This window comes from Mesorhizobium sp. BAC0120 (assembly GCF_033542235.1).
Lineage (GTDB): Bacteria > Pseudomonadota > Alphaproteobacteria > Rhizobiales > Rhizobiaceae > JAWRCU01.
Map to the genome: position 1 here is coordinate 328159 of NZ_JAWRCU010000006.1, position 18327 is coordinate 346485.

Here is an 18327-nt window from a genome sequence, read left to right on the forward strand (position 1 = left end):
CCAATCATCAGGGCAGGACAACAGATGCCAGAAATAAATGCCGAAAGGTTGCTGTCGGACCTCAGGCGCTTCGCTCAATTCGGCGCGTACAAGACCGGGGTACATCGGCCGACTTTTTCGAAGGATGACATGGACAGCCGCCGCTGGCTCGCACAGCAATACGAAGCCATAGGCCTTCAGGCGCATATCGATGGGGTAGGCAATGTGTTCGGCACGCCGCGCTCGCAGCGGCCATCGCTGCTGATCGGCTCCCACGCCGAGTCGCAAAACTATGCCGGTTGGCTCGATGGAGCGCTTGGCGTCATCTATGGCCTCGAGATTGCCCGGACGTTCGCGGAAACACCGGATTGCGGGACTCTTCCCATTGCGCCGGTGGCTTGGGCGGACGAGGAAAGCCACTACATCACGCTGCTCGGAAGTCGATCTTTCGTCGGCGATATCGAAGAAGCCGATCTCGACCGCGCCGTGAATGCCTATCACGGACAGCCCCTCCGGGACGCGCTTAGGGAAGCGGGGCTTTCAGGCGTTCCACGGACATTGGTCGAGCCTGATCGCTATGTCGGTTACCTTGAGGCCCATATCGAGCAAGGAGATTCACTCGAGGCTTCAGGAAAGCGGATCGGGATTGTAACGAGCATTGTCGCTATCTGGCAGTATCGTATCGTTTTCCATGGCATCCAAAACCATGCGGGTACGACCCGCATGATCATACGGAAAGACGCTGGCCTGGCTACGGCGCTGCTGGCAACCTCCCTAGCTGCGCGATTTCCTCGGATTGCGGGCTCGCGCTCGGTCTGGACGACGGGCCGCATCACTTTGGAACCGGGGGCTCCCAGCATCATTCCTGGCAAAGCAGAGATGTTGTTCCAGTTCCGGGATTCGGAGATACCGGTGCTCGAGCGTCTCGATGCGGCCCTAAGGGAATTGGTTGAAGAGACCGCCGCAAAGACCGGCTGCCGCGCCGAGATCGAGCGGACAGCGACCGGAAAGCCATGGCATATGGACCCAGCATTCCAGGAAGCGATTGAAGCTGCCGCCGAGCGCCATGCACCCGGCGCCCACGTCAGAATGCCGAGCGGCGCCAGTCACGACGCCCAGGTCGTAGCGCGCAAGCTGAGGGCGGCCATGCTCTTCGTCCCCAGCATTGGCGGCATCAGTCACCACTGGACCGAGAATACGGACGACGCCGACCTGGTGCTTGGATGCCAGGTGCTGGCCGATGCGGCCGAGGCGATCCTGCGCAGCGAACCTGGATAAACGACGTGAAGCACTCGATCGCTCGGATTGCTCATCATCGTGGCAAAGGGGCGCTGCGCGCAATCATTGGACTGCTTGTTGCTGCCGGAGTTTCAGGGGTCACGCCCGCTTATTCCCAAAGCAGCTCTGATCGCGCCTTCCTGGAATGGGCAATTCAGATCGAAATTCAACAGCAGGGTATGGGGAGGATTGCACAAAGGCGGGCGAAGATCCCGGGGGTGCGAGAGCTAGGCACCTATCTCCTCGAACGGCACAGTGAGGCGGAGTCCAGGCTGAGACAGGTTGCAGGCCGGTTGGGGGTTGCCCTTTCGAACACGCTGTCGGCGACGCATCTCAGGGTCCAAAGGCGCTTTACATCGATTCCGAGCGCAAACTTCGACGCAGGCTTCATCCGACACGAAATAGGCGACTACCGCTATTTCATAGCCCATTTCGAGGCAGCAGCCGCTTCTCGCAATGCCTCAATTCGGCAGTACGCAACGAACGAATTGGTGAGTCTCAAGCAGGATCAGACCAGGATTTTGACCCTGGCGCATCAGGCGTCGTGAATTTCCAAGGCCTTAGCCGTCGTTTTTTTCTCGCGTGTCTGGTCCGGCAGCGGCAAGGCCACGCTCCAGATCGACGAGGAGATCGGCCTCGGCCTCGAGACCGACCGAGAGGCGCAGCAGGCCGTCGGCGATGCCGGCCGCCCGGCGCGCTTCCGCTCCCATGCCGGCATGGGTCATCGTCGCCGGATGGGCGACGAGGCTTTCGACGCCGCCCAGCGACTCGGCCAGAGTGAATACCTGCACGGCCTCGACAAAGCGGCGCACAGCTTTCAAGCCGCCGGCGAGCTCGAAGCTCAGCATGGCGCCAAAACCGTCCTGCTGGGTGCGAGCCAGCGCATGGCCGGGGTGCGTCACGAGCCCGGGATAATGCACCGCGCTCACTGCCGAGCTCCTCTCCAGGAAGGAAGCGATCGCGGCAGCGTTCGCCTGCTGCCGCTCGATGCGCGGGAACAGCGTGCGCAAACCGCGCAGGGTGAGATAGGCATCGAAGGGCGAGCCCGTCACGCCGGTGATGTTGGCCCATGCGCGAAGTTGTTCCGCGTCGGCGGCGGCTGCGCAGACGACCGCGCCGCCCACGACGTCGGAATGGCCGTTCAGATATTTCGTCGTGGAGTGAATCACGAAATCCGCGCCGAGCTCGATCGGCCGCTGCAGCGCCGGCGACAGAAAGGTATTGTCGACGGCAATCTTGGCGCCGGCTTTCCTCGCCTGCTGCGCAAGGGCGCGGATGTCGACGACGCGCATCAACGGGTTGGACGGCGTCTCGATCAGCAAAAGCGACGGCTTGTGCGCGAAAGCCGATGCCAGCGCGGCCGCATCGGATTGGTCGACGAGCAGCAGATCGAAATGTCCCCTGTCGCGTCGCGCGGAAAGCAGCCGGTAGGTGCCGCCATAGCAATCATGCGGCGCGACGACCAGGTCGTCACGGCCGGCAAGCGAGAGGACAAGATCGACGGCGGCCATGCCGGAAGACGTAATCACCGCGCCCTCGCCGCCCTCGAGCTTCGCCAGCGTGTCGGCGAGAACGTCCCGGGTGGGGTTGGCGGTGCGGCTATATTCGTAGCCGCGATGCTTCTCGAAGCCGGCAAAGGCAAAGGTGCTCGTGAGGTAGAGCGGCGGCGTCACCGCTCCGTAGCCCGGGTCCGAAGCGATGCCGTTCGCTGCCGCAACGGTCTTGGGATCGCGCTTTCTCATCTCGAATTTTTCCGCTTTCGCGTAACCCCGGCTGTCTACTTGCCCTGCCGTCGGTTCAGTCGTTGAAATGCCGCCCTTCGCTGACCTCGGCAGCATATCCGGCACGGATGGCGAAGTCACCGAACCGTTCCCCGGGCGACCGTTCCCGTGCGAACTGTCCGATCACCTTGGCGATCAGTTCGAGAATGGCCTTCTCGCCGACATTCTCGAGAACCATCTTGTTCAGACGTTGGCCGTGGAAGCCGCCGCCGAGATAGAGGTTGTATTTTCCGGGTGCGCGGCCGGTCAGCCCGATCTCGGCGATGTAGGGCCGAGCGCAGCCGTTCGGGCAGCCGGTCATGCGGATGGTGATCGCTTCCTCGGAGAGACCGTGCTCGGCAAGGATGGTCTCTATTTTCCCGACCAGAGCCGGCAGGTAGCGCTCGCTTTCGGCCATGGCCAAGCCGCAAGTCGGCAGAGCCACACAGGCCATGGAGTTGAGCCTGAGCCCACTGCCCTCGTTCAGGCTGTCGAGCCGGTATTCCTTCAAGAGCCTTTCGGTCTCCGGCCTGTCAGCGGGCTCGATGTCAGCAATTATGAGATTCTGGTTGGGCGTTACACGGAACATGCCCTTGTGGTTGCGAGCTATGGCGCGCAGACCATCGAGCATGGCGAGATCGAGAAAATTGCTGACCCGGCCGTTTTCGACGAACAGCGTGAAGTGCTCGCGTCCGTCCTCGCCCCGCTGCCAACCGATGACGTCGCCATTGGAGGTGAAGTCATACGGCCTGGCGGCCGCCAACGCAAAACCCAGGCGGCTCTCGATCTCGGCTTTGATGAAGTCGAGGCCCTTGTCGTCGATGGTGTATTTGAAGCGGGCATGGCCGCGGTCGGAGGCGACTTTTGGCTGCTGTGTTCGATGCAGACCAATGAATGATATTGCTAGGTTAGAACAAAAAATTTGTACTCAACGAGGCAAGAAACAGCCATTCTCGCCCTATGCCGAAACGCGACTTGCATGTTTTGTCCCGGCTGGTTTTTTGGGAGAACTTTCCGGCAGCGGCCCGTCAAAATTCTGCGAAAAAATCGGATCCCTCGTGAAAGAAGTATCTGGAGCAGCGCGGAAGCTACTACCCCAGCGACGACCTTCACCCCCCGCACATGTCTTTCACCAGGCGATCGGCCGGCCGTCAAAGGCGACAAACGCACCGCTGCTTTCCAGGCCGGTCGTGGCGATGATCGAGCGAATTCCCTCGGCGCTCAGCCGGGTCGGCACCACGGCCTCCGGTCCGCCCATGTCGGTCTTGACCCAGCCGGGGTGCAGCGCCAGTACCGTGATGCCCGCCGGCTTCAGGTCGCGGGCAAGCTGCACCGTGGCCATGTTGAGCGCCGACTTGGAGCAGCGATAGGCATAGTCATCGTCATTGTCGTCGAGCAGGCCTTCCGCCATCGAGCCGGCGCGGCTGCTGATATTGGCAATGACGGGTCTGGCCGCCAGCCGAAGGTTCGCGCGCAGGGCCTTTGCCATGAGGAGCGGGGCCAGCGTGTTGGCGCTGAGGACGTCGAGAAACGATTCCGGCGCCAACGCCTCCAATCCGGGCGCCTGGCTGCGGACGGCGGCGTTGTTGACCAGCACGTCGAGGGGGCGGCCGGCCAACCGCGCGGCAAGGGCAAGGATCGACGCAGGATCGGTCACGTTGAGCGGCTGGAACTCTATACGCTGATCAAAGCCACCGGCCGGGAAAGCGCGGCCGCACGCAATGACCTGCCAGCCGGCTTCCGCGTATTGACGGGCGAGTTCATGGCCGAGGCCGCGTCCCGCGCCGGTGATCAGGACCGCGCCTGCCTGCCCGCGTTCAGTGGCCAAGTCCGGCTCTCCGCGCCGGCGCGAGCCTTTCCTGCCGTGCGATCCTGGCATAGATTTCGCCGGAATATTTGATACGCCGTTCCTGTGTTGCGTAGTCGACATGCGTGATGCCGAAGGGCGAGGTATAGCCATGCGCCCATTCGAAATTGTCCATCAGCGTCCAGGCGAAGTAGCCTTTCACTGGCACGCCCTCGGCCACGGCCTTTGCCACCTGTTCTAGATGCTCGACATAATATGCGGCGCGCAAGTCGTCCCAGACGCGCCCGTCGGCGCCGACCCGTTCGGGTCGCGTAGCAACGCCGTTCTCGGAAATGTAGATCGCCTTCGGCGCGTAGCCATCATTGACGTAGCTCAAGATGTCGTACATCGAGCGGGGCCAGATTTCATAGCCCACCGCGGAATAGAGTCCTTCCGGCTGCACGCGCCGATAGTTGATCGGGGCCAGTTCCGTGCCGGCCGCGATCACCGAACGGCGGTAGATGTTGACCCCGAGATAGTCTACCGGCGCGGCGATCAGGCTGTTGTCGTCGGCATGGATCGGCGGCAGCAGATCACCGAAGAGCTCGAGCATGTCCTGCGGGTAGGCGCCCTTGAAGACGGCGTCCAGGAACCAGCGGTTCTGCGCTCCGTCGAAGCGCCCTGCCGCGGCGATATCGTGCGGGTCGTCGCTTGCCGGTTCAGCGACGTTGAGGTCGAAGACGATGCCGACGGAGGCGTCAGGTACCTCGGCCCGGATGGCCGGCACCGCCTTGCCGTGGCCGAGCAAGGCGTGGTGGCTGGCGGCGACGCCGCCCTTCGCCCCGTCGCGCAAGCCCGGCGCGTCCTCGCCCGAGGCATGGCCGGACCAGCAGAAGGTCCAGGGCTCGTTGAGCGTGGTCCATTTCTTGACCCGGTCGCCGAAGCTGCGCGCGGCAAGCGCGGCGTATTCCGCCAGCGCGTCGGCGGTGTCGCGGTTGTACCAACCGCCGTGCTCCTGCAGCGCCTGCGGCAGATCCCAATGGTAGAGCGTGACATAAGGCTCGATGCCGGCTTCCAGCAGGCCGTCGATCAGCCGGTCATAGAAGGCGATACCCTTGGCGTTTGGCACGCCGCGCCCCTCGGGGAGGAGGCGGGTCCAGGCAAGTGAAAAGCGATAAGCGCCTAGCCCCAGCGACTTGAGCAAGGCGATGTCGTCGCCCAGGCGATGATAGCTGTCACAGGCAACGTCGCCGCTGGATCCGTCGATGATCACGCCCGGCACCTTGCAGAAGCGGTCCCAGATGCTCTCGCCCTTGCCGTCGGCGGCCGGCGCGCCCTCGATCTGATAGGACGCAGTGGCCGCGCCGAAGACGAAGCCTTCCGGCATGACAAGGGAGGCGGCTCGCGCCTCGAGGTCTCGGCGCGATTTATCTATGCTTGATGTCATATTTTCTCTCGACGGTACTAACCAGGCTAGCCGCCGCAAGCGTCAGCAGGATGTAGAAGATGGCGGCGGAGTTGTATGGGGCGAACGGCAGGAAGCTTGCCGACTGGAATTCCCGCATGCGCTGGGTGATGTCGCGGATCGAGAGGATCGACAACAGCGAAGTGTCCTTCAGGATGGCGATCAGCTCGTTCCCCAGCGGCGGGATGATGATGCGGAAGGCCTGCGGCAGGATAACCAATCGCGCCGTCTGCCAGCCATTGAGGCCTAGGCTGCGCGCCGCTTCGAGCTGGCCGCGCGGGATGGCGTTGATGCCGGAGCGGAAGATCTCGGCAAGGTAGGCGGAATAGGCCAGCGCCATGGCGGCGATGCCGCGCGCCAGGTTTGGCGGGTCGAAGACGCCTTGCGTGGCGTCCTTGAGCGCGCCCGCCAAGGGCAGGCCGACATAGAGCACGATGACCAGCATCGGGATGCCGCGAATGGTGTCGACGATGAACTCCGAGCCTATCGAGAGCGGATGCCGGCGATGGATGTGCCCGCCGAACGTCAGCAGGCCAAGCGCGATGGCAAGCACCGCGAACGTGATGCCGGATGCCTTGTCGCGGTCGCTGAGCGTCTGCGTTTGCCAGAGCACCGGCAGGTCGGCGGGTGCGGAGGCGGACGGAAGCAGCGCCGCGCTGACATCATTCTTGGCCAGTGCGGCGAGCGCTTCGGGCGCGCCCTTGAAGGTGCGCAGCGGCACCTCGTCCTCCGGACCGGACGGAAACTGGCCGAAGCGCACGGCGCCGATCAGGCCGGAAGACGTGCCGGAGATCACGGCGACCTTGCCCTGCAGGCTGCCGGCTAGCGTGTAGGCCTGGCGCGGCTGCATCAGGAACCATCCCGCCGCGCAGGCCAGCAACACGGTGATGACGATGAAGGAGAGGTCGGCTCGCTTGCTGTATTCGAGCTTGAGCAGGCCGACCCAGACAATACCGAGCAGCGCTGCCAGCATATAGGCCGCGATCGCCGCGCGGATGGTGGTGGCCACGCCGGCCGCGAAGGTCATCGGCGCCAGGAACAGGATGAAGACCAACCCGGCACCGTTGATCAGGCCGAGGGTGGTGCGTCCGGCGCGCCGCGTGGCCTCGCCATTGCCTTGCCGGCCGCCGACGAGGAACAGGGCGAGGGCGACGACCGTCACGGCGAGGTAGATCCACAACAGTGTCGAGACGTGGCCGTGCACCAACGCCTCGGCCTCGCCGGTCAACTGGCGAGGCGTCACGCCCTGCACGACCAGCTTGGAAGTGAAGGGATCGACGGCATTGGCAACGACCGAGGACGCGTAAGCATAGACAAGGCATGTGGTCGCGGAGGCCAAGGCGGCGACGAAGTTGAGCGCGGCGCACAACAGCGCAAGGCGCGGTTTCGGCGCCTTGGCGCGACTGAAAACGACAACGCCGACGCCGGCGGCGAAGGCGATGGCCAGCAGGGCGAAGCCGGGCACGAATGCGGACGAGCCGTGCTCGACGCCGAGGATGGCGCGCAGCGAACGTCGGTAATCGGCCGACGAGGCAAAGAGATAGACGATAAACGGCAGGGCGGCGGCAATGATGAGATTGCTGGGCCGAACGCGCATCAGGAGCTGCATCGATGACCGCCCTCCACAAAACAGGTCCCGGCGCGGCGGCGCACCGGGACCGTGGACTGCGATTACTTCACGCCCCAGTACTTGCTGATCAGCGCGTCTAGCGTGCCATCCTTCTTGATGGCCTCGATGCCTTCGTTGAAGGCCGCGACGTTCTCGTCGCCCTTGCGGAAGACGAGGCCCAGCGGATCGGACTGGAGATTGCGGATCGGCACTACCAGTTCGCCCGCGAATTCCTTCTCGTATGCTGCGGCGTTGGCGCCGTTGATGACGACACCGTCGACATCCTTGTTCTTGAGAGCGATGACGGACGCACTGAAGCTGTCATAGGCTGCGACATTGTCCTTTCCGACGATGTCTTCGGCGACCTGCGCGTCCGTGGTGTTGGCCTGGGCCGAGAGCTTCTTGCCCTTAGATTTGAAGTCGTCGACGCTCGAGCCTTCGTCCTCGACACGCATCAGGATCGCCTGGCTGTTGACGATGTAGGGTTCGGAAAAATCCATTGCCTTCTTGCGCTCGTCGGTGATGGAGACGCCGGAGGCGACGAAGTCGAAATTGCCCTGGTCAAGCGCGGCGAAGATGCCGTCCCAGCCGGTGGTGACGAACTCGGCCTTGCAGTTGATCTTGGCGCAAACCGCGTTGACCACGTCAACGTCGAAGCCGACGATCTGCCCGGTTGCGGTGTCGATGCTCTCCATGGGTGGCGAGGTGGTGTCGGACCCGACCTTCAGCAGCTTGCCGCCAAGATCCGCGGCATGCACGGTTCCGGACGCCAGCAAAGCCAGCGACAGGCCAAACAGAACTCTCTTCATGCTGTTTCCTCCATTTTTCAAGGGTCGGGGCGGTCCAGTCGGCCGCCGAGATTGTCGGCTTGCCGCGCGATCAATTGCGGGCGGAAGACCTCGGTGAGTTGCGCGGCATCGTCGCCGGCCATCAGCCGCAGCAGGAATTCGCCCAGTCGGCGGCCGAGCACTTCGATCGGCTGATAGAGCGTGGTGACGGGCGGGCTGAAATAGGCGCTGACGTTGATGTCGTCATAGGCAATCACGTCGACGTCCTCGCCGACCCGCAGGCCAAGCGCGCCGAGCGCCGACAGCACGCCGAGGGTGGTGGATTCATTGACGCAGACCAACGCCGTGGGCGGCTGGGGCAGACCTTGCAGCGCCAGCGTGCTGTCGCGGCCGAAGCGCGTGGAAAGATCACCGCCGGCGATCAGATCGAGCGGTGGTTCGAGCCCTGCCTCGCGGAAGGCCCGGACAAAGCCATCGATCCTGTCGAGCGCGTAGGAGAAGCGCCGGTCGGCGTTGATCAGCGCGATACGGCAGTGGCCGCCGGCAATCAGTCGTGCGGTAGCCGCATGGGCTGCCCATTCGTTGTCGACGTCGACATGAGCATAGACGAGCGGCTTTCTGCAACGGCCGAGCGAGACGAATGGGAAACCCGATTCCGTGAGCATGGCAACGCGCGCGTCGTCGGCCAGGACGCCGGAGAAGATCAGCCCGTCGGAGAGCTTCTGGTCGGCGACGCGGCGGGCAATCGCGCAGGCGTCGTCGAAAGAGCGGTAGCCATGAACCGAGAGCTGGTAGTCGCTTCCGTCGAGCGCCTGGCTTATGCCACTCAGAATCTGCGTGTATTCGACGCCGTCCCACTCGTAGCCGGCCGCCGAGGTAAGTGGCATCAGCACCGCTGCCTGATAGGTCTTGCCGGTGCGCAGCGCCATGCCGCGCGCATTCGCCTGGTAACCGAGGTCTTTCGCCGCGGCGAGGATGGCCTCGCGAGTCTGCTCGGTCACCACCGGCGAGCCGCGCAGCGCCTTGGAAATCGTGCCGATCGAAAAGCCGGTATGTGCCGCCAGCGTCTTGATCGTCGGCGAAAGCTGGCTCGCTGCGGTTTTGCCCTCAGCCATCGCGCGTTCCCTCTCCTCTTAGAGTGGAATGTACCGGCCAATAAAAACGATTTCAACCGAAATAAAAACGTTTTTATTATTGGACAAACCGACAGCTGGCTCGTCTGGGGTAGGCTCGCTACTCCTTTCCGGCCAGCACCGCTTCGAAAGTGTCTTCGAGGACCGACAGCAAGTGGTCGGCGTTGGCTCGGGTAAAGATCATCGGCGGACGCATCTTGAGGACATTGTCATAAGGGCCTTCGGTGCCCATCAGCACACCGCGCGTCCGGGCGCCGTCGCATATCTTCTTGGCCAATGCGGTTGCCGGTTCCTTCGTGCGGCGATCAGCGACCAGCTCGATGCCGAGGAACAGCCCCATCCCGCGCACGTCGCCGATGGCCTCGTAGCGCTCCTGTATGTCGCGGAAACGCCGGATCAGATGGTGGCCGACGTCGAGCGCGTTGCGGCGCAGGTCGCCCTGTTCAATCACATCCAGCACCGCCAGTCCCGCCGCGCAGGACACCGGATTGCCGCCAAAAGTGTTGAAATATTCCATGCCGTTGTCGAACGAGGCGGCAACCTCGCGCGTCGTCACCAGCGCAGCCATAGGATGCCCATTGCCGATCGGCTTGCCCATGGTGACGATGTCGGGCACGACGTCCTGCGTCTCGAACGCCCACCAATGGCTGCCGACACGGCCGAAGCCCACTTGCACCTCGTCGGCCACGCATAGGCCGCCGGCTCCGCGCACCATGGCATAAACCTCGTTGAGGTAGCCTTCCGGCAGGAAGACTTGTCCGGCGACACTGGGAATCGATTCGGCCATGAACAGCGCCGGGGCGCGACCCTGCGCGCGCATGGCGTCGATCTGTTCGGCGACGCTTGCAGCGAAGCGTTTGGCATGTTCCTCGACGGGCCAATCCTTTGGGGCGCGATAGCTATCGGGAATGACCGCCTCGAAGACGTGCGGCTTGCGCCCCTTGCCGCCCGTGCGCTTGTATTTATAGGGACTGAGGTCGATCAACTCCTGGGTCGTGCCATGATAGGCCCAGTCGAGGACTAAGGCGTCCTCGCGGCCGGTGTGGGTGCGCGCCAGGCGCAGCATCAGGCTGTTGGCCTCGCTACCCGAACAGGCGAAAGAGGCGACGCACAGCTCAGGCGGCAAGGTCGCCGTTAGCCGCTCGGCATAGGCGACGATGTTGTCGTGCAGATAGCGCGTATTGGTGTTGAGCCTGGAGGCCTGGCTGGCGATGGCCTCTACGACATGGGGATGCGCGTGGCCGAGATGGCAGACATTGTTGAAGCAGTCGAGATAGGCGCGGCCGCGGTCGTCGATGAGCCAGACGCCGTCGCCGCGTACGAATTTGATCGGTTCGGAGTAGGAGATCGACAGGTTGGGCAGCAATGTCGCCTTGCGCGCCGCAACGATCTCCGCCCGGCTGCGGCCGGTCTGCACGAAGGTTTCGGGCGGGATGCAGGCCAGTGCCGCCGCGTCGGGGAACAGCTCGCGCCAAACGTCCAGGTAGCGCGTCTCGCCGACACCCAGTATCGCGCGCGCCGACAGGCCAGTATCCGTTGAAATCTGCAGATGCAGATGCGGTGCCCAGCCGCCGTTTTCCAGGTATCCCCCCATTTCGCCGACAAGCGCGCCGGCGGCGAGCTTCTGGCCGGGCTCCAGCCGCGCGATCGCTTCATGGGCGAGATGCCCCCAGAGCGTGACGAAGGGCGGGCAGCCTTCGGGCTCGTGCAGCAGCGCCACCAGGCCGCCGTAGCCGAGCGTCTCGTGCTCGATCTCGACGCTCCTCACCGTGGCGGCGAGCGGCGTGTGGACCTTCGTGCCAGCCGGCATGAAAAGGTCGAGGCCGAGGTGGCGGTCGCGCCGCCCGCCCTCGAGGAAACGCGATCTGAACATATCGCCAGAATAGACGGTGCGCGCCTCGCCCCATGGCCCGATGCCAAGCGCAACGCCGGTTCGAGCCGCATGCGCGTCCCACCAGGCGGAAGCTTTTTCAGGGTCCGCAGCCGCCGACGCCACAGTCATAGGATGGGCGGCGTCGCCATAGGGCACCAGCTCCTTGGTCAGCGTTGCCGGATGCGGATGCACGATGGGCGCCAGGCTCCTGGCGTTGCGGCCGATCCATTCCGCTACGGCGCTCGCGCCGGCCACCGCGTCGAAGCCGCAAGCATGGCGCAGGATCGCCGTGGCAAAGCGCGGGTTCATCGCATCCAGGCGCCGCAGCATGCGCCAGGCCGGCGCCTCGCTGATGGCCAGATAGGGGTTGTCGCCGACGCGGCTGCTGCGCGCCGCGGAAAGGGTCACGCTGATCACCAGCCGCGCCACGATAAGGTCGAACAGCAGGTCCAGCTCTTCCTCGCGCAAGGGATACTGGGCGTGGAAACCGGCCGTGATATCGGCCGCGGCGCCGATGGGATCCTCATGATCGAGGATCGCATATGCGCAGGCCACCGCCAGTTCGGCGACCAGCACCGTGTGCAGCGCGTCGCCGAAGTCGATCATCCCGGCGACGCGATCGGGGCCGTCGGGATCGACCAGCACGTTCCAGTCGTTGGCGTCGTTGTGGATCACCTGGGCCCGCAGGGCGGGCAGCCGGGGCTCCACCTCGGCGTCGAAGCGGTCGAGGAAGCGGGCCAGCAATGCCCGGTCGCCGGCATCGGCGACGTGAACGAGCCGCGCGCGGGCTTCGCCGGCGCGCCGCGCGTCCCAATCCAACTGGCGCAGTGCGCCCGGATGGATGAAGCCCTGCAGGGCGCTGTCCATGCGGCCGAGCATCTGGCCAAGGGAATTGAGCACGGCCGGCGTGCGTGCGCTCTCGGCCAGGGGGCGGCCCGGAAGCCAGGACACCATGCGCAGCGAATGACGGTCGCCGGACTCCGCGACGGCTGTCGCCAGCGCGGTTCCCGATGCCGCCTTGCGCAGGCGTGGCAGCGCGAGATCCGGGGCGACGGCCGCCAGATGGTCGAGCAACGCGGCCTGGAAAGCGCTTTCCAAGGCGGGCTCGCTGGCGTTGATGATCTTGAAGGTCCAGGTTTCGGTGCCGGAAACCAGCCGGAAATTCTGGTCGCGTTCGCTGTCAAGAGGGCTGAGTTCGCCCTGCAGGCCGAAATGTTCCCTGGCGAGCCGAGCGGCTTGGTCGAGCGGGAAAGCGGGCGCGGGATGGTGGATATCTGTCATCGGGTCTGCCGAGGCTGCTGGCGGGTTGGGAAAATTGGTGGATAGTTTTGCACGGCCATGCAAATCAGACATCCGGCAAAGCGCCGGCCCGGCCGGCAGTCTGACGAGATCAACCGGCGTATTGCCGGCGCGGCAAGGAGCCAGGGGTGAAGCAGCCGGATGTGAAGGATCAGGAAATTCTCGCCATCCTGTCGAAGGAGGCGCGCATACCGCTGAAGGCGTTGGCCGCCCGCGTCGGCCTTTCGCGCAGTGCTGCCAGCGAGCGGGTGGCTCAGTTGGAGCGCGCCGGCGTGATCCGCGGCTACCGGGCCGATATCGGCCAGTTGGACAGGGACGTCATTCGCGCCTTTCTGCTCGTCACGCTGGCACGCACACCCTCGATGAGCATCCTAGACAAGCTTGCCGGCTACGCGGAGGTGCGACGCGTGTCGTCGATCAGCGGCCAGCTCGATCTGGTCGTCGAAGTCGAGGTGCCGTCAATCGACCGACTGAACAATTTGCGTGACAATATCGCCAGCGGCGAGGCCGTTCAGGATCTCACCACGCTGATTGTGCTGCGCAGGGACATAGACCGAGTCTAGTAGGCAGCTACAAGTTGAGGATCACCCTTTTTGGAGAGAACTTTCCCGTAGCGACGTCAAAATTCTGCAAAAATGCAGGTTCGGATGCCTCGTGAAAGGCTTTAATGAGCGACCGCCTTGAGGCCGCGCAGTGCATCCTGCACGGCGGCCCTCGATGCCCCGGATTCCGGATAGACGGCGTAGGCCGGATAGGTGAACTCCGGGGCCCCGGCGACCAGTTCCAACTCGCCAGCCTCGATATGCGGCTTCACGGCGCCCCTGCGGAAGAAGCCCATGCCGCCCGCACGCAGGATGTAATTCAAGCCCAATGGGCCGAGACCGACAAACAGCCCGGGCTCGCCGAATGCCGCCGGTCCAAAGCCGCGGGGAGCCGCGAACTGCGGTCCCCAATCGACGTGGACATAGTCCGGATTCTCGGCCTCCCCGTCCTTTGCGGTTTTGCGGACCAGGACGAGCTGCTCTTCCTCGATCAGTTCCACCCTGAATCCAGGCAGGAGCTGGGGTGCATAGAGGACCGCGACGTCCAGCACCCCGGTCCTCAGTTGCTCGAGCAGCTGGTCGGGCACGCCGACATGCGCATGGATCGCGATCTTCGGCTGCTCTTTCTTCATCCAGACGAGCCAGTCGAGCAGCAGCGGGTTCCAAAGGCTGAGCTCACCGCCCAGCGCCACGACGCTGGAGCGTCCCGGCGGGATCGTCAGCTGCTGGCGAGCGCGCTCCCAGATCTGGACGAAGGATTGGGCAAAGCGCTCGAACTCGCGTCCTGCCGCCGTCAACGTCGCGCCGTTGCGGTTTCGTACGAAGAGCTGGCGGCCGAGCTCCTCCTCGAGTGTGCGGATGCGAGCGCTCACGGTCGTCTGTGTCACGTGGAGGCGGTCGGCCGCCTTCAGAAAACTGCCGGTATGGACGATCTCGAGAAAGGTTCGAGCCCGGTCGATATCCATGGCGCGTCACTCTTCAGTGCAATATTTTTGCACCGATATAGCATCTAATTCCGTTTGCCTTCTTCTTTCGCAACGCGCACGCTGCATTTGTGATCAGTCGGATTCCCACAATGCCAAGCGAAAACGCGGAATACGCATCGCCACCCTGCTTCATGCACGAACTGGAGCCGGGCTATCGCTCGGATGCGTGGACTGACGTCTCGAGATGGCGGAAGGCGGAGCGCAAGCGACTGATCGATGAGCGCCTGGCGCTGCCTGCGGAGGACCGGGAATTCCGGTCCGGCCGCATCGCCGACAAGCTCGACACGGCCGTCGGCAAGGTCAGCGGACGCATCGTCGGCACATATTGGCCGTTCCGTGGCGAGCCTGACCTGCGCAACTGGGGCATCAAGGTCATCGAGCGCGGCGGACGCATCGCACTGCCGGTCGTCATCCAGAAGGGGTTGCCTCTCGAATACAGGATCTGGGCGCCAGGCGATCCGCTCGAACGAGGCGTCTGGAATATTCTAGTTCCCGCCTGCGGACCCGCAGTGCAGCCCGACATCGTGATTGCGCCGGTCGTCGGCGCCGATGACGAGAATTATCGCCTGGGTTACGGCGGCGGCTTCTTCGATCGCACGCTTGCCGCAATGTCGAGAGCGCCTATAAAGATCGGCGTCGGCTACGCTGAGAGCAGGATACCAACGATTTATCCCCAGCCGCACGATGTCCCCATGGACATGATCGTCACGGACTGATCGCAAAGACACAGGCAAGGCCTGGTTCCCCACCACGACGACGGGCCAGAGGACGCCGTCCTGTTTCGAGACCGCCGAGCCTGCCAGGCTAAGAAGGGCAGGAAGCGATGTCGGACGCAACAGCCGCAGAAGGTCCCAGGCCGGACTTCGTGACGCGCTGGCTGTTTTCAACCAATCACAAGGACATCGGGACGCTCTATCTCATCCTGTCGATGCTGGCGGGCATTCTCGGCACCGGCCTGTCCGTCGCCTTGCGCATGGAACTGCAGGAGCCCGGGCTCCAGATCTTCACCGATCCGAACCTCTACAATGTCGTGGTCAGCGCGCACGGTCTGGTGATGATCTTCTTCGTCATCATGCCGGCGCTGATCGGCGGCTTCGGCAACTGGTTCGTGCCGATCATGATCGGCGCCCCGGACATGGCGTTCCCGCGCATGAACAACATCTCGTTCTGGCTTCTGGCCACGTCGCTCTGCCTGTTCATCCTGTCGCTGTTCATTCCGGGCGCCTCCGGATCGACCGGCCATAGCGGCGGCTGGACGCTCTATCCGCCCTATTCGACCGATGGCCAGCCGGGTCCAGCGGTCGACCTCGTCATTCTGTCGCTACATCTGGCGGGCGCATCCTCGATCCTCGGCGCCATCAACTTCATCACAACGATCCTCAATATGCGCGCGCCGGGCATGACGATGCACAAGATGCCGCTCTTCGCCTGGTCGATGCTGGTGACTGCTTTCTTACTGCTGATGGCTCTGCCGGTGCTCGCCGGCGGGATCACGATGCTTTTGACCGACCGCAACTTTGGCACGACCTTCTTTTCACCCGCCGGCGGCGGGGACCCGCTCCTCTTCCAGCACCTGTTCTGGTTCTTTGGCCATCCGGAAGTCTACATCATGATCCTGCCGGGCTTCGGGATCATCAGCCACGTCATCTCGACCTTCTCGAAGAAGCCGATCTTCGGCTATCTGGGCATGGCCTATGCCATGGTGGCGATCGGCGTGATCGGCTTCGTAGTGTGGGCGCATCATATGTACACGGTGGGCCTGTCGGTCGATTCCCAGCGCTTTTTCGCGTTCACCTCCATGGTCATCGCTGTGCCGACCGGAATAAAGGTCTTCTCGTGGCTGGCGACGATGTGGGGCGGCTCGATCACCTTCAGGACGCCAATGCTTTGGGCGACCGGCTTCGTGCTGCTCTTCACCATCGGTGGCATGACCGGTGTCATCGTTGCCAATCCAGGCGTCGACCGCATGATGCAAGACACCTACTTCGTCGTGGCGCATTTTCACTACGTGTTGTCGCTCGGGGCCGCCTTCGCGATCTTCGCGGGCTTCTACTACTGGTTCCCGAAGATGACCGGCTACATGATGAGCGAGACGCTCGGGCGGATCCACTTCTGGCTGACTTTCATCGGCGTCAACCTCGTCTTCTTCCCGCAGCACTTCCTTGGGCTCGCCGGCATGCCGCGCCGCGTCGCCGACTATCCCGACGCCTTCGCCGGCTGGAACTTCGTCTCGTCCATCGGCTCCTATATTTCGGCCGCCGGCCTCGTCGTTTTCTTTTTCGCGGTGGCGGAGGCGTTTGCGCGCAGGCGCGTTGCCGGAGCCAATCCATGGGGCGAAGGAGCGACGACGCTCGAATGGACGCTCCCCTCGCCCCCGCCCTTCCATCAATTCAATTCCCTGCCTCGCATACGTTGACAGCAGGTCGAGACGAACGAGGTGCCGACTGAAAAGGCACCTCGCCTAAAGATAGGTCAGCAACACTGTCTTTGGTTGCGATGACCCTGCCTGCGCTATATGCAGATGCCTCATAACAATCCAACTCTCAGGAGCCATGATGCCCGAAGACAGTCTTCTTGATCACGCGCTCGTCCGCCTGGACGAGGCAGCCGCCCATGTCAGCATCGACCCGGATGTGATCGAGAAACTGAAATACGCGCGAGAAACCACCAAGGCGCGTCTCATGATCCGCATGGATGATGGATCGCGAAAATCCTTCCTCGCCTGGCGCTGCCGCTACGACGACACGCGCGGCCCGACCAAGGGCGGTATCCGCTTCCATCCGGATTCCACGATCGACGAAGTGGAGACCCTGGCCTTCTGGATGACCTTCAAATGCGCAGTGATGAACTTGCCCTATGGCGGCGGCAAGGGCGCCGTGCAGGTCGATCCGCGCAAGCTTTCCAAGGCCGAACTGGAGCGGCTGTCGCGGGCCTACATCCAGGCGTTTGCCCGGATCATCGGGCCGGATCGCGATATTCCCGCGCCTGACGTCTACACCAATTCGATGATCATGGGCTGGATGGCCGATGAATATGCCCAGATCGTCGGCCAGGCCGAGCCTGCTGTCATCACCGGCAAGCCGATCGCGCTGGGCGGCTCGCTCGGGCGTGGCGACGCGACCGCGCGCGGCGGCTATTATCTGGTCCGCCATCTGGCTGAGGAGCTTGGCCTCAGCAGGACGCTGCGGGTAGCCGTGCAAGGTTTCGGCAATGCGGGACAGCATATCGCGAGCTTGCTCGCGGCGGACGGTCACAAGATCGTCGCCGTTTCGGACTCGGCAGGCGCAGTCAAGTCGGATGCCGGCCTCAATATCGAGATGCTGCTCGATGCGAAGTCCAAGGGCCGATCCGTGGAGACCACCGTCGGCCAGGATGGGCATGAAGCCCTGTCTCCCGATGCACTCGTCGGCGTCACTTGCGACCTGCTCGTGCCGGCTGCACTGGAAAACATGATCGACGAGAAGAACGCCGCCTCGGTCAAGGCCAAGTTGGTGCTGGAACTGGCGAATGGTCCGGTTACGCCGGAAGCGGACGCCATCCTGGCGAGCAACGGCGTCGTGGTCCTCCCCGACATTCTGGCCAATGCCGGCGGTGTGACCGTGTCCTATTTCGAATGGGTGCAGAACCGGCAGGGCTACTACTGGCCCTTGGAGGAAATCCACGAGCGGCTGCGCGCCATCATGGAGCGCGAGGGCCGCGCGATCTGGAACATCTCGCGCGTCAAGGACGTCACGATGCGCACGGCCGCCTATGTCCATGCGCTGGGCCGCCTCGCCGAGGCAATCGAGGCGCATGGCACGCAGAGCTTCTTCGTAAGCTGAAGTCGGCG

General features: G+C 63.6%; 14 protein-coding genes and 1 pseudogene. 6 read left to right on the forward strand and 9 right to left on the reverse strand.

From position 1 onward, the window contains the following. Positions 1-24: 24 nt before the first annotated feature. Together SAZ10_RS16825 and SAZ10_RS16830 are read left to right on the forward strand one after the other, a co-directional pair. Complete coding sequence (locus tag SAZ10_RS16825; protein WP_318610465.1) at positions 25-1257, forward strand: Zn-dependent hydrolase; 1233 nt, start codon at positions 25-27, stop codon at positions 1255-1257. A gap of 5 nt (positions 1258-1262) precedes the next feature. Then, positions 1263-1805, forward strand: coding sequence for a DUF4142 domain-containing protein (locus tag SAZ10_RS16830; protein ID WP_318610466.1), 543 nt, complete (start codon positions 1263-1265; stop codon positions 1803-1805). Positions 1806-1817: 12 nt separating this feature from the next. Here SAZ10_RS16830 and metB read toward each other — a convergent pair whose 3' ends face one another. The 8 genes and pseudogenes from metB to SAZ10_RS16870 all read right to left on the reverse strand — a co-directional run bounded on the left by metB (position 1818) and on the right by SAZ10_RS16870 (position 12952). Further along, positions 1818-2999, reverse strand: a complete 1182-nt coding sequence (gene metB / locus SAZ10_RS16835; RefSeq protein WP_318610467.1) for a cystathionine gamma-synthase — start codon at positions 2997-2999, stop codon at positions 1818-1820. A 55-nt stretch (positions 3000-3054) separates the two neighbouring features. Further along, positions 3055-3870: pseudogene (locus tag SAZ10_RS16840) on the reverse strand (sulfite reductase); the annotation flags it as partial. Between the two features lie 276 nt (positions 3871-4146). Beyond that, positions 4147-4845, reverse strand: coding sequence for an SDR family oxidoreductase (locus SAZ10_RS16845; RefSeq protein ID WP_318610468.1), 699 nt, complete (start codon positions 4843-4845; stop codon positions 4147-4149). Then, entirely contained in the window at positions 4835-6250 is a 1416-nt protein-coding gene (locus SAZ10_RS16850; RefSeq protein WP_318610469.1) for a GH1 family beta-glucosidase, read from the reverse strand. The genes SAZ10_RS16845 and SAZ10_RS16850 overlap by 11 nt, the downstream gene beginning before the upstream one ends. Beyond that, positions 6231-7877, reverse strand: a complete 1647-nt coding sequence (locus SAZ10_RS16855; protein ID WP_318610470.1) for an amino acid ABC transporter permease — start codon at positions 7875-7877, stop codon at positions 6231-6233. Before SAZ10_RS16855 ends, SAZ10_RS16850 begins: the two co-directional genes overlap by 20 nt. A 62-nt stretch (positions 7878-7939) precedes the next feature. Continuing rightward, positions 7940-8686, reverse strand: a complete 747-nt coding sequence (locus SAZ10_RS16860) for a transporter substrate-binding domain-containing protein (protein WP_318610471.1) — start codon at positions 8684-8686, stop codon at positions 7940-7942. 17 nt (positions 8687-8703) lie between these two features. Continuing rightward, positions 8704-9780, reverse strand: a complete 1077-nt coding sequence (locus tag SAZ10_RS16865) for a LacI family DNA-binding transcriptional regulator (protein WP_318610472.1) — start codon at positions 9778-9780, stop codon at positions 8704-8706. A 118-nt stretch (positions 9781-9898) separates the two neighbouring features. Next, the gene (locus tag SAZ10_RS16870) at positions 9899-12952 is read right to left on the reverse strand and encodes an aminotransferase class III-fold pyridoxal phosphate-dependent enzyme (RefSeq protein ID WP_318610473.1); all 3054 of its coding nucleotides are present in this window, start codon (positions 12950-12952) and stop codon (positions 9899-9901) included. A gap of 146 nt (positions 12953-13098) precedes the next feature. Here SAZ10_RS16870 and SAZ10_RS16875 point away from each other — a divergent pair, with 146 nt between their 5' ends. Beyond that, complete coding sequence (locus SAZ10_RS16875; protein ID WP_318610474.1) at positions 13099-13533, forward strand: Lrp/AsnC family transcriptional regulator; 435 nt, start codon at positions 13099-13101, stop codon at positions 13531-13533. Positions 13534-13634: 101 nt separating this feature from the next. Here the strand turns inward: SAZ10_RS16875 and SAZ10_RS16880 are convergent, their stop codons facing one another. Next, positions 13635-14477 carry a LysR family transcriptional regulator gene (locus tag SAZ10_RS16880; protein WP_318610475.1) on the reverse strand — a complete coding sequence of 281 codons (843 nt, stop codon included), beginning with the start codon at positions 14475-14477 and terminating at the stop codon, positions 13635-13637. A 110-nt stretch (positions 14478-14587) separates the two neighbouring features. Between SAZ10_RS16880 and SAZ10_RS16885 the strand changes: the two genes are divergently transcribed. The 3 genes from SAZ10_RS16885 to SAZ10_RS16895 all read left to right on the forward strand — a co-directional run bounded on the left by SAZ10_RS16885 (position 14588) and on the right by SAZ10_RS16895 (position 18319). After that, complete coding sequence (locus tag SAZ10_RS16885; RefSeq protein ID WP_318610476.1) at positions 14588-15214, forward strand: 5-formyltetrahydrofolate cyclo-ligase; 627 nt, start codon at positions 14588-14590, stop codon at positions 15212-15214. A gap of 107 nt (positions 15215-15321) precedes the next feature. Then, positions 15322-16914, forward strand: coding sequence for a cytochrome c oxidase subunit I (ctaD, locus tag SAZ10_RS16890; protein WP_318610477.1), 1593 nt, complete (start codon positions 15322-15324; stop codon positions 16912-16914). Between the two features lie 139 nt (positions 16915-17053). Beyond that, positions 17054-18319: a Glu/Leu/Phe/Val dehydrogenase gene (locus tag SAZ10_RS16895; protein ID WP_318610531.1), complete on the forward strand. Its 1266-nt coding sequence runs from the start codon at positions 17054-17056 to the stop codon at positions 18317-18319. The last annotated feature ends 8 nt before the right edge of the window (positions 18320-18327 follow it).

Coding starts and splice junctions, on each gene's coding strand:
- SAZ10_RS16885 (WP_318610476.1), top strand. CDS start 14,588: ATGCCAAGCGAAAACGCGGAATACGCATCGCCACCCTGCTTCATGCAC.
- SAZ10_RS16870 (WP_318610473.1), bottom strand. CDS start 12,952: ATGACAGATATCCACCATCCCGCGCCCGCTTTCCCGCTCGACCAAGCC.
- SAZ10_RS16825 (WP_318610465.1), top strand. CDS start 25: ATGCCAGAAATAAATGCCGAAAGGTTGCTGTCGGACCTCAGGCGCTTC.
- SAZ10_RS16895 (WP_318610531.1), top strand. CDS start 17,054: ATGCCCGAAGACAGTCTTCTTGATCACGCGCTCGTCCGCCTGGACGAG.
- metB (WP_318610467.1), bottom strand. CDS start 2,999: ATGAGAAAGCGCGATCCCAAGACCGTTGCGGCAGCGAACGGCATCGCT.
- SAZ10_RS16850 (WP_318610469.1), bottom strand. CDS start 6,250: ATGACATCAAGCATAGATAAATCGCGCCGAGACCTCGAGGCGCGAGCC.
- SAZ10_RS16855 (WP_318610470.1), bottom strand. CDS start 7,877: ATGCAGCTCCTGATGCGCGTTCGGCCCAGCAATCTCATCATTGCCGCC.
- SAZ10_RS16880 (WP_318610475.1), bottom strand. CDS start 14,477: ATGGATATCGACCGGGCTCGAACCTTTCTCGAGATCGTCCATACCGGC.
- ctaD (WP_318610477.1), top strand. CDS start 15,322: ATGTCGGACGCAACAGCCGCAGAAGGTCCCAGGCCGGACTTCGTGACG.
- SAZ10_RS16865 (WP_318610472.1), bottom strand. CDS start 9,780: ATGGCTGAGGGCAAAACCGCAGCGAGCCAGCTTTCGCCGACGATCAAG.
- SAZ10_RS16860 (WP_318610471.1), bottom strand. CDS start 8,686: ATGAAGAGAGTTCTGTTTGGCCTGTCGCTGGCTTTGCTGGCGTCCGGA.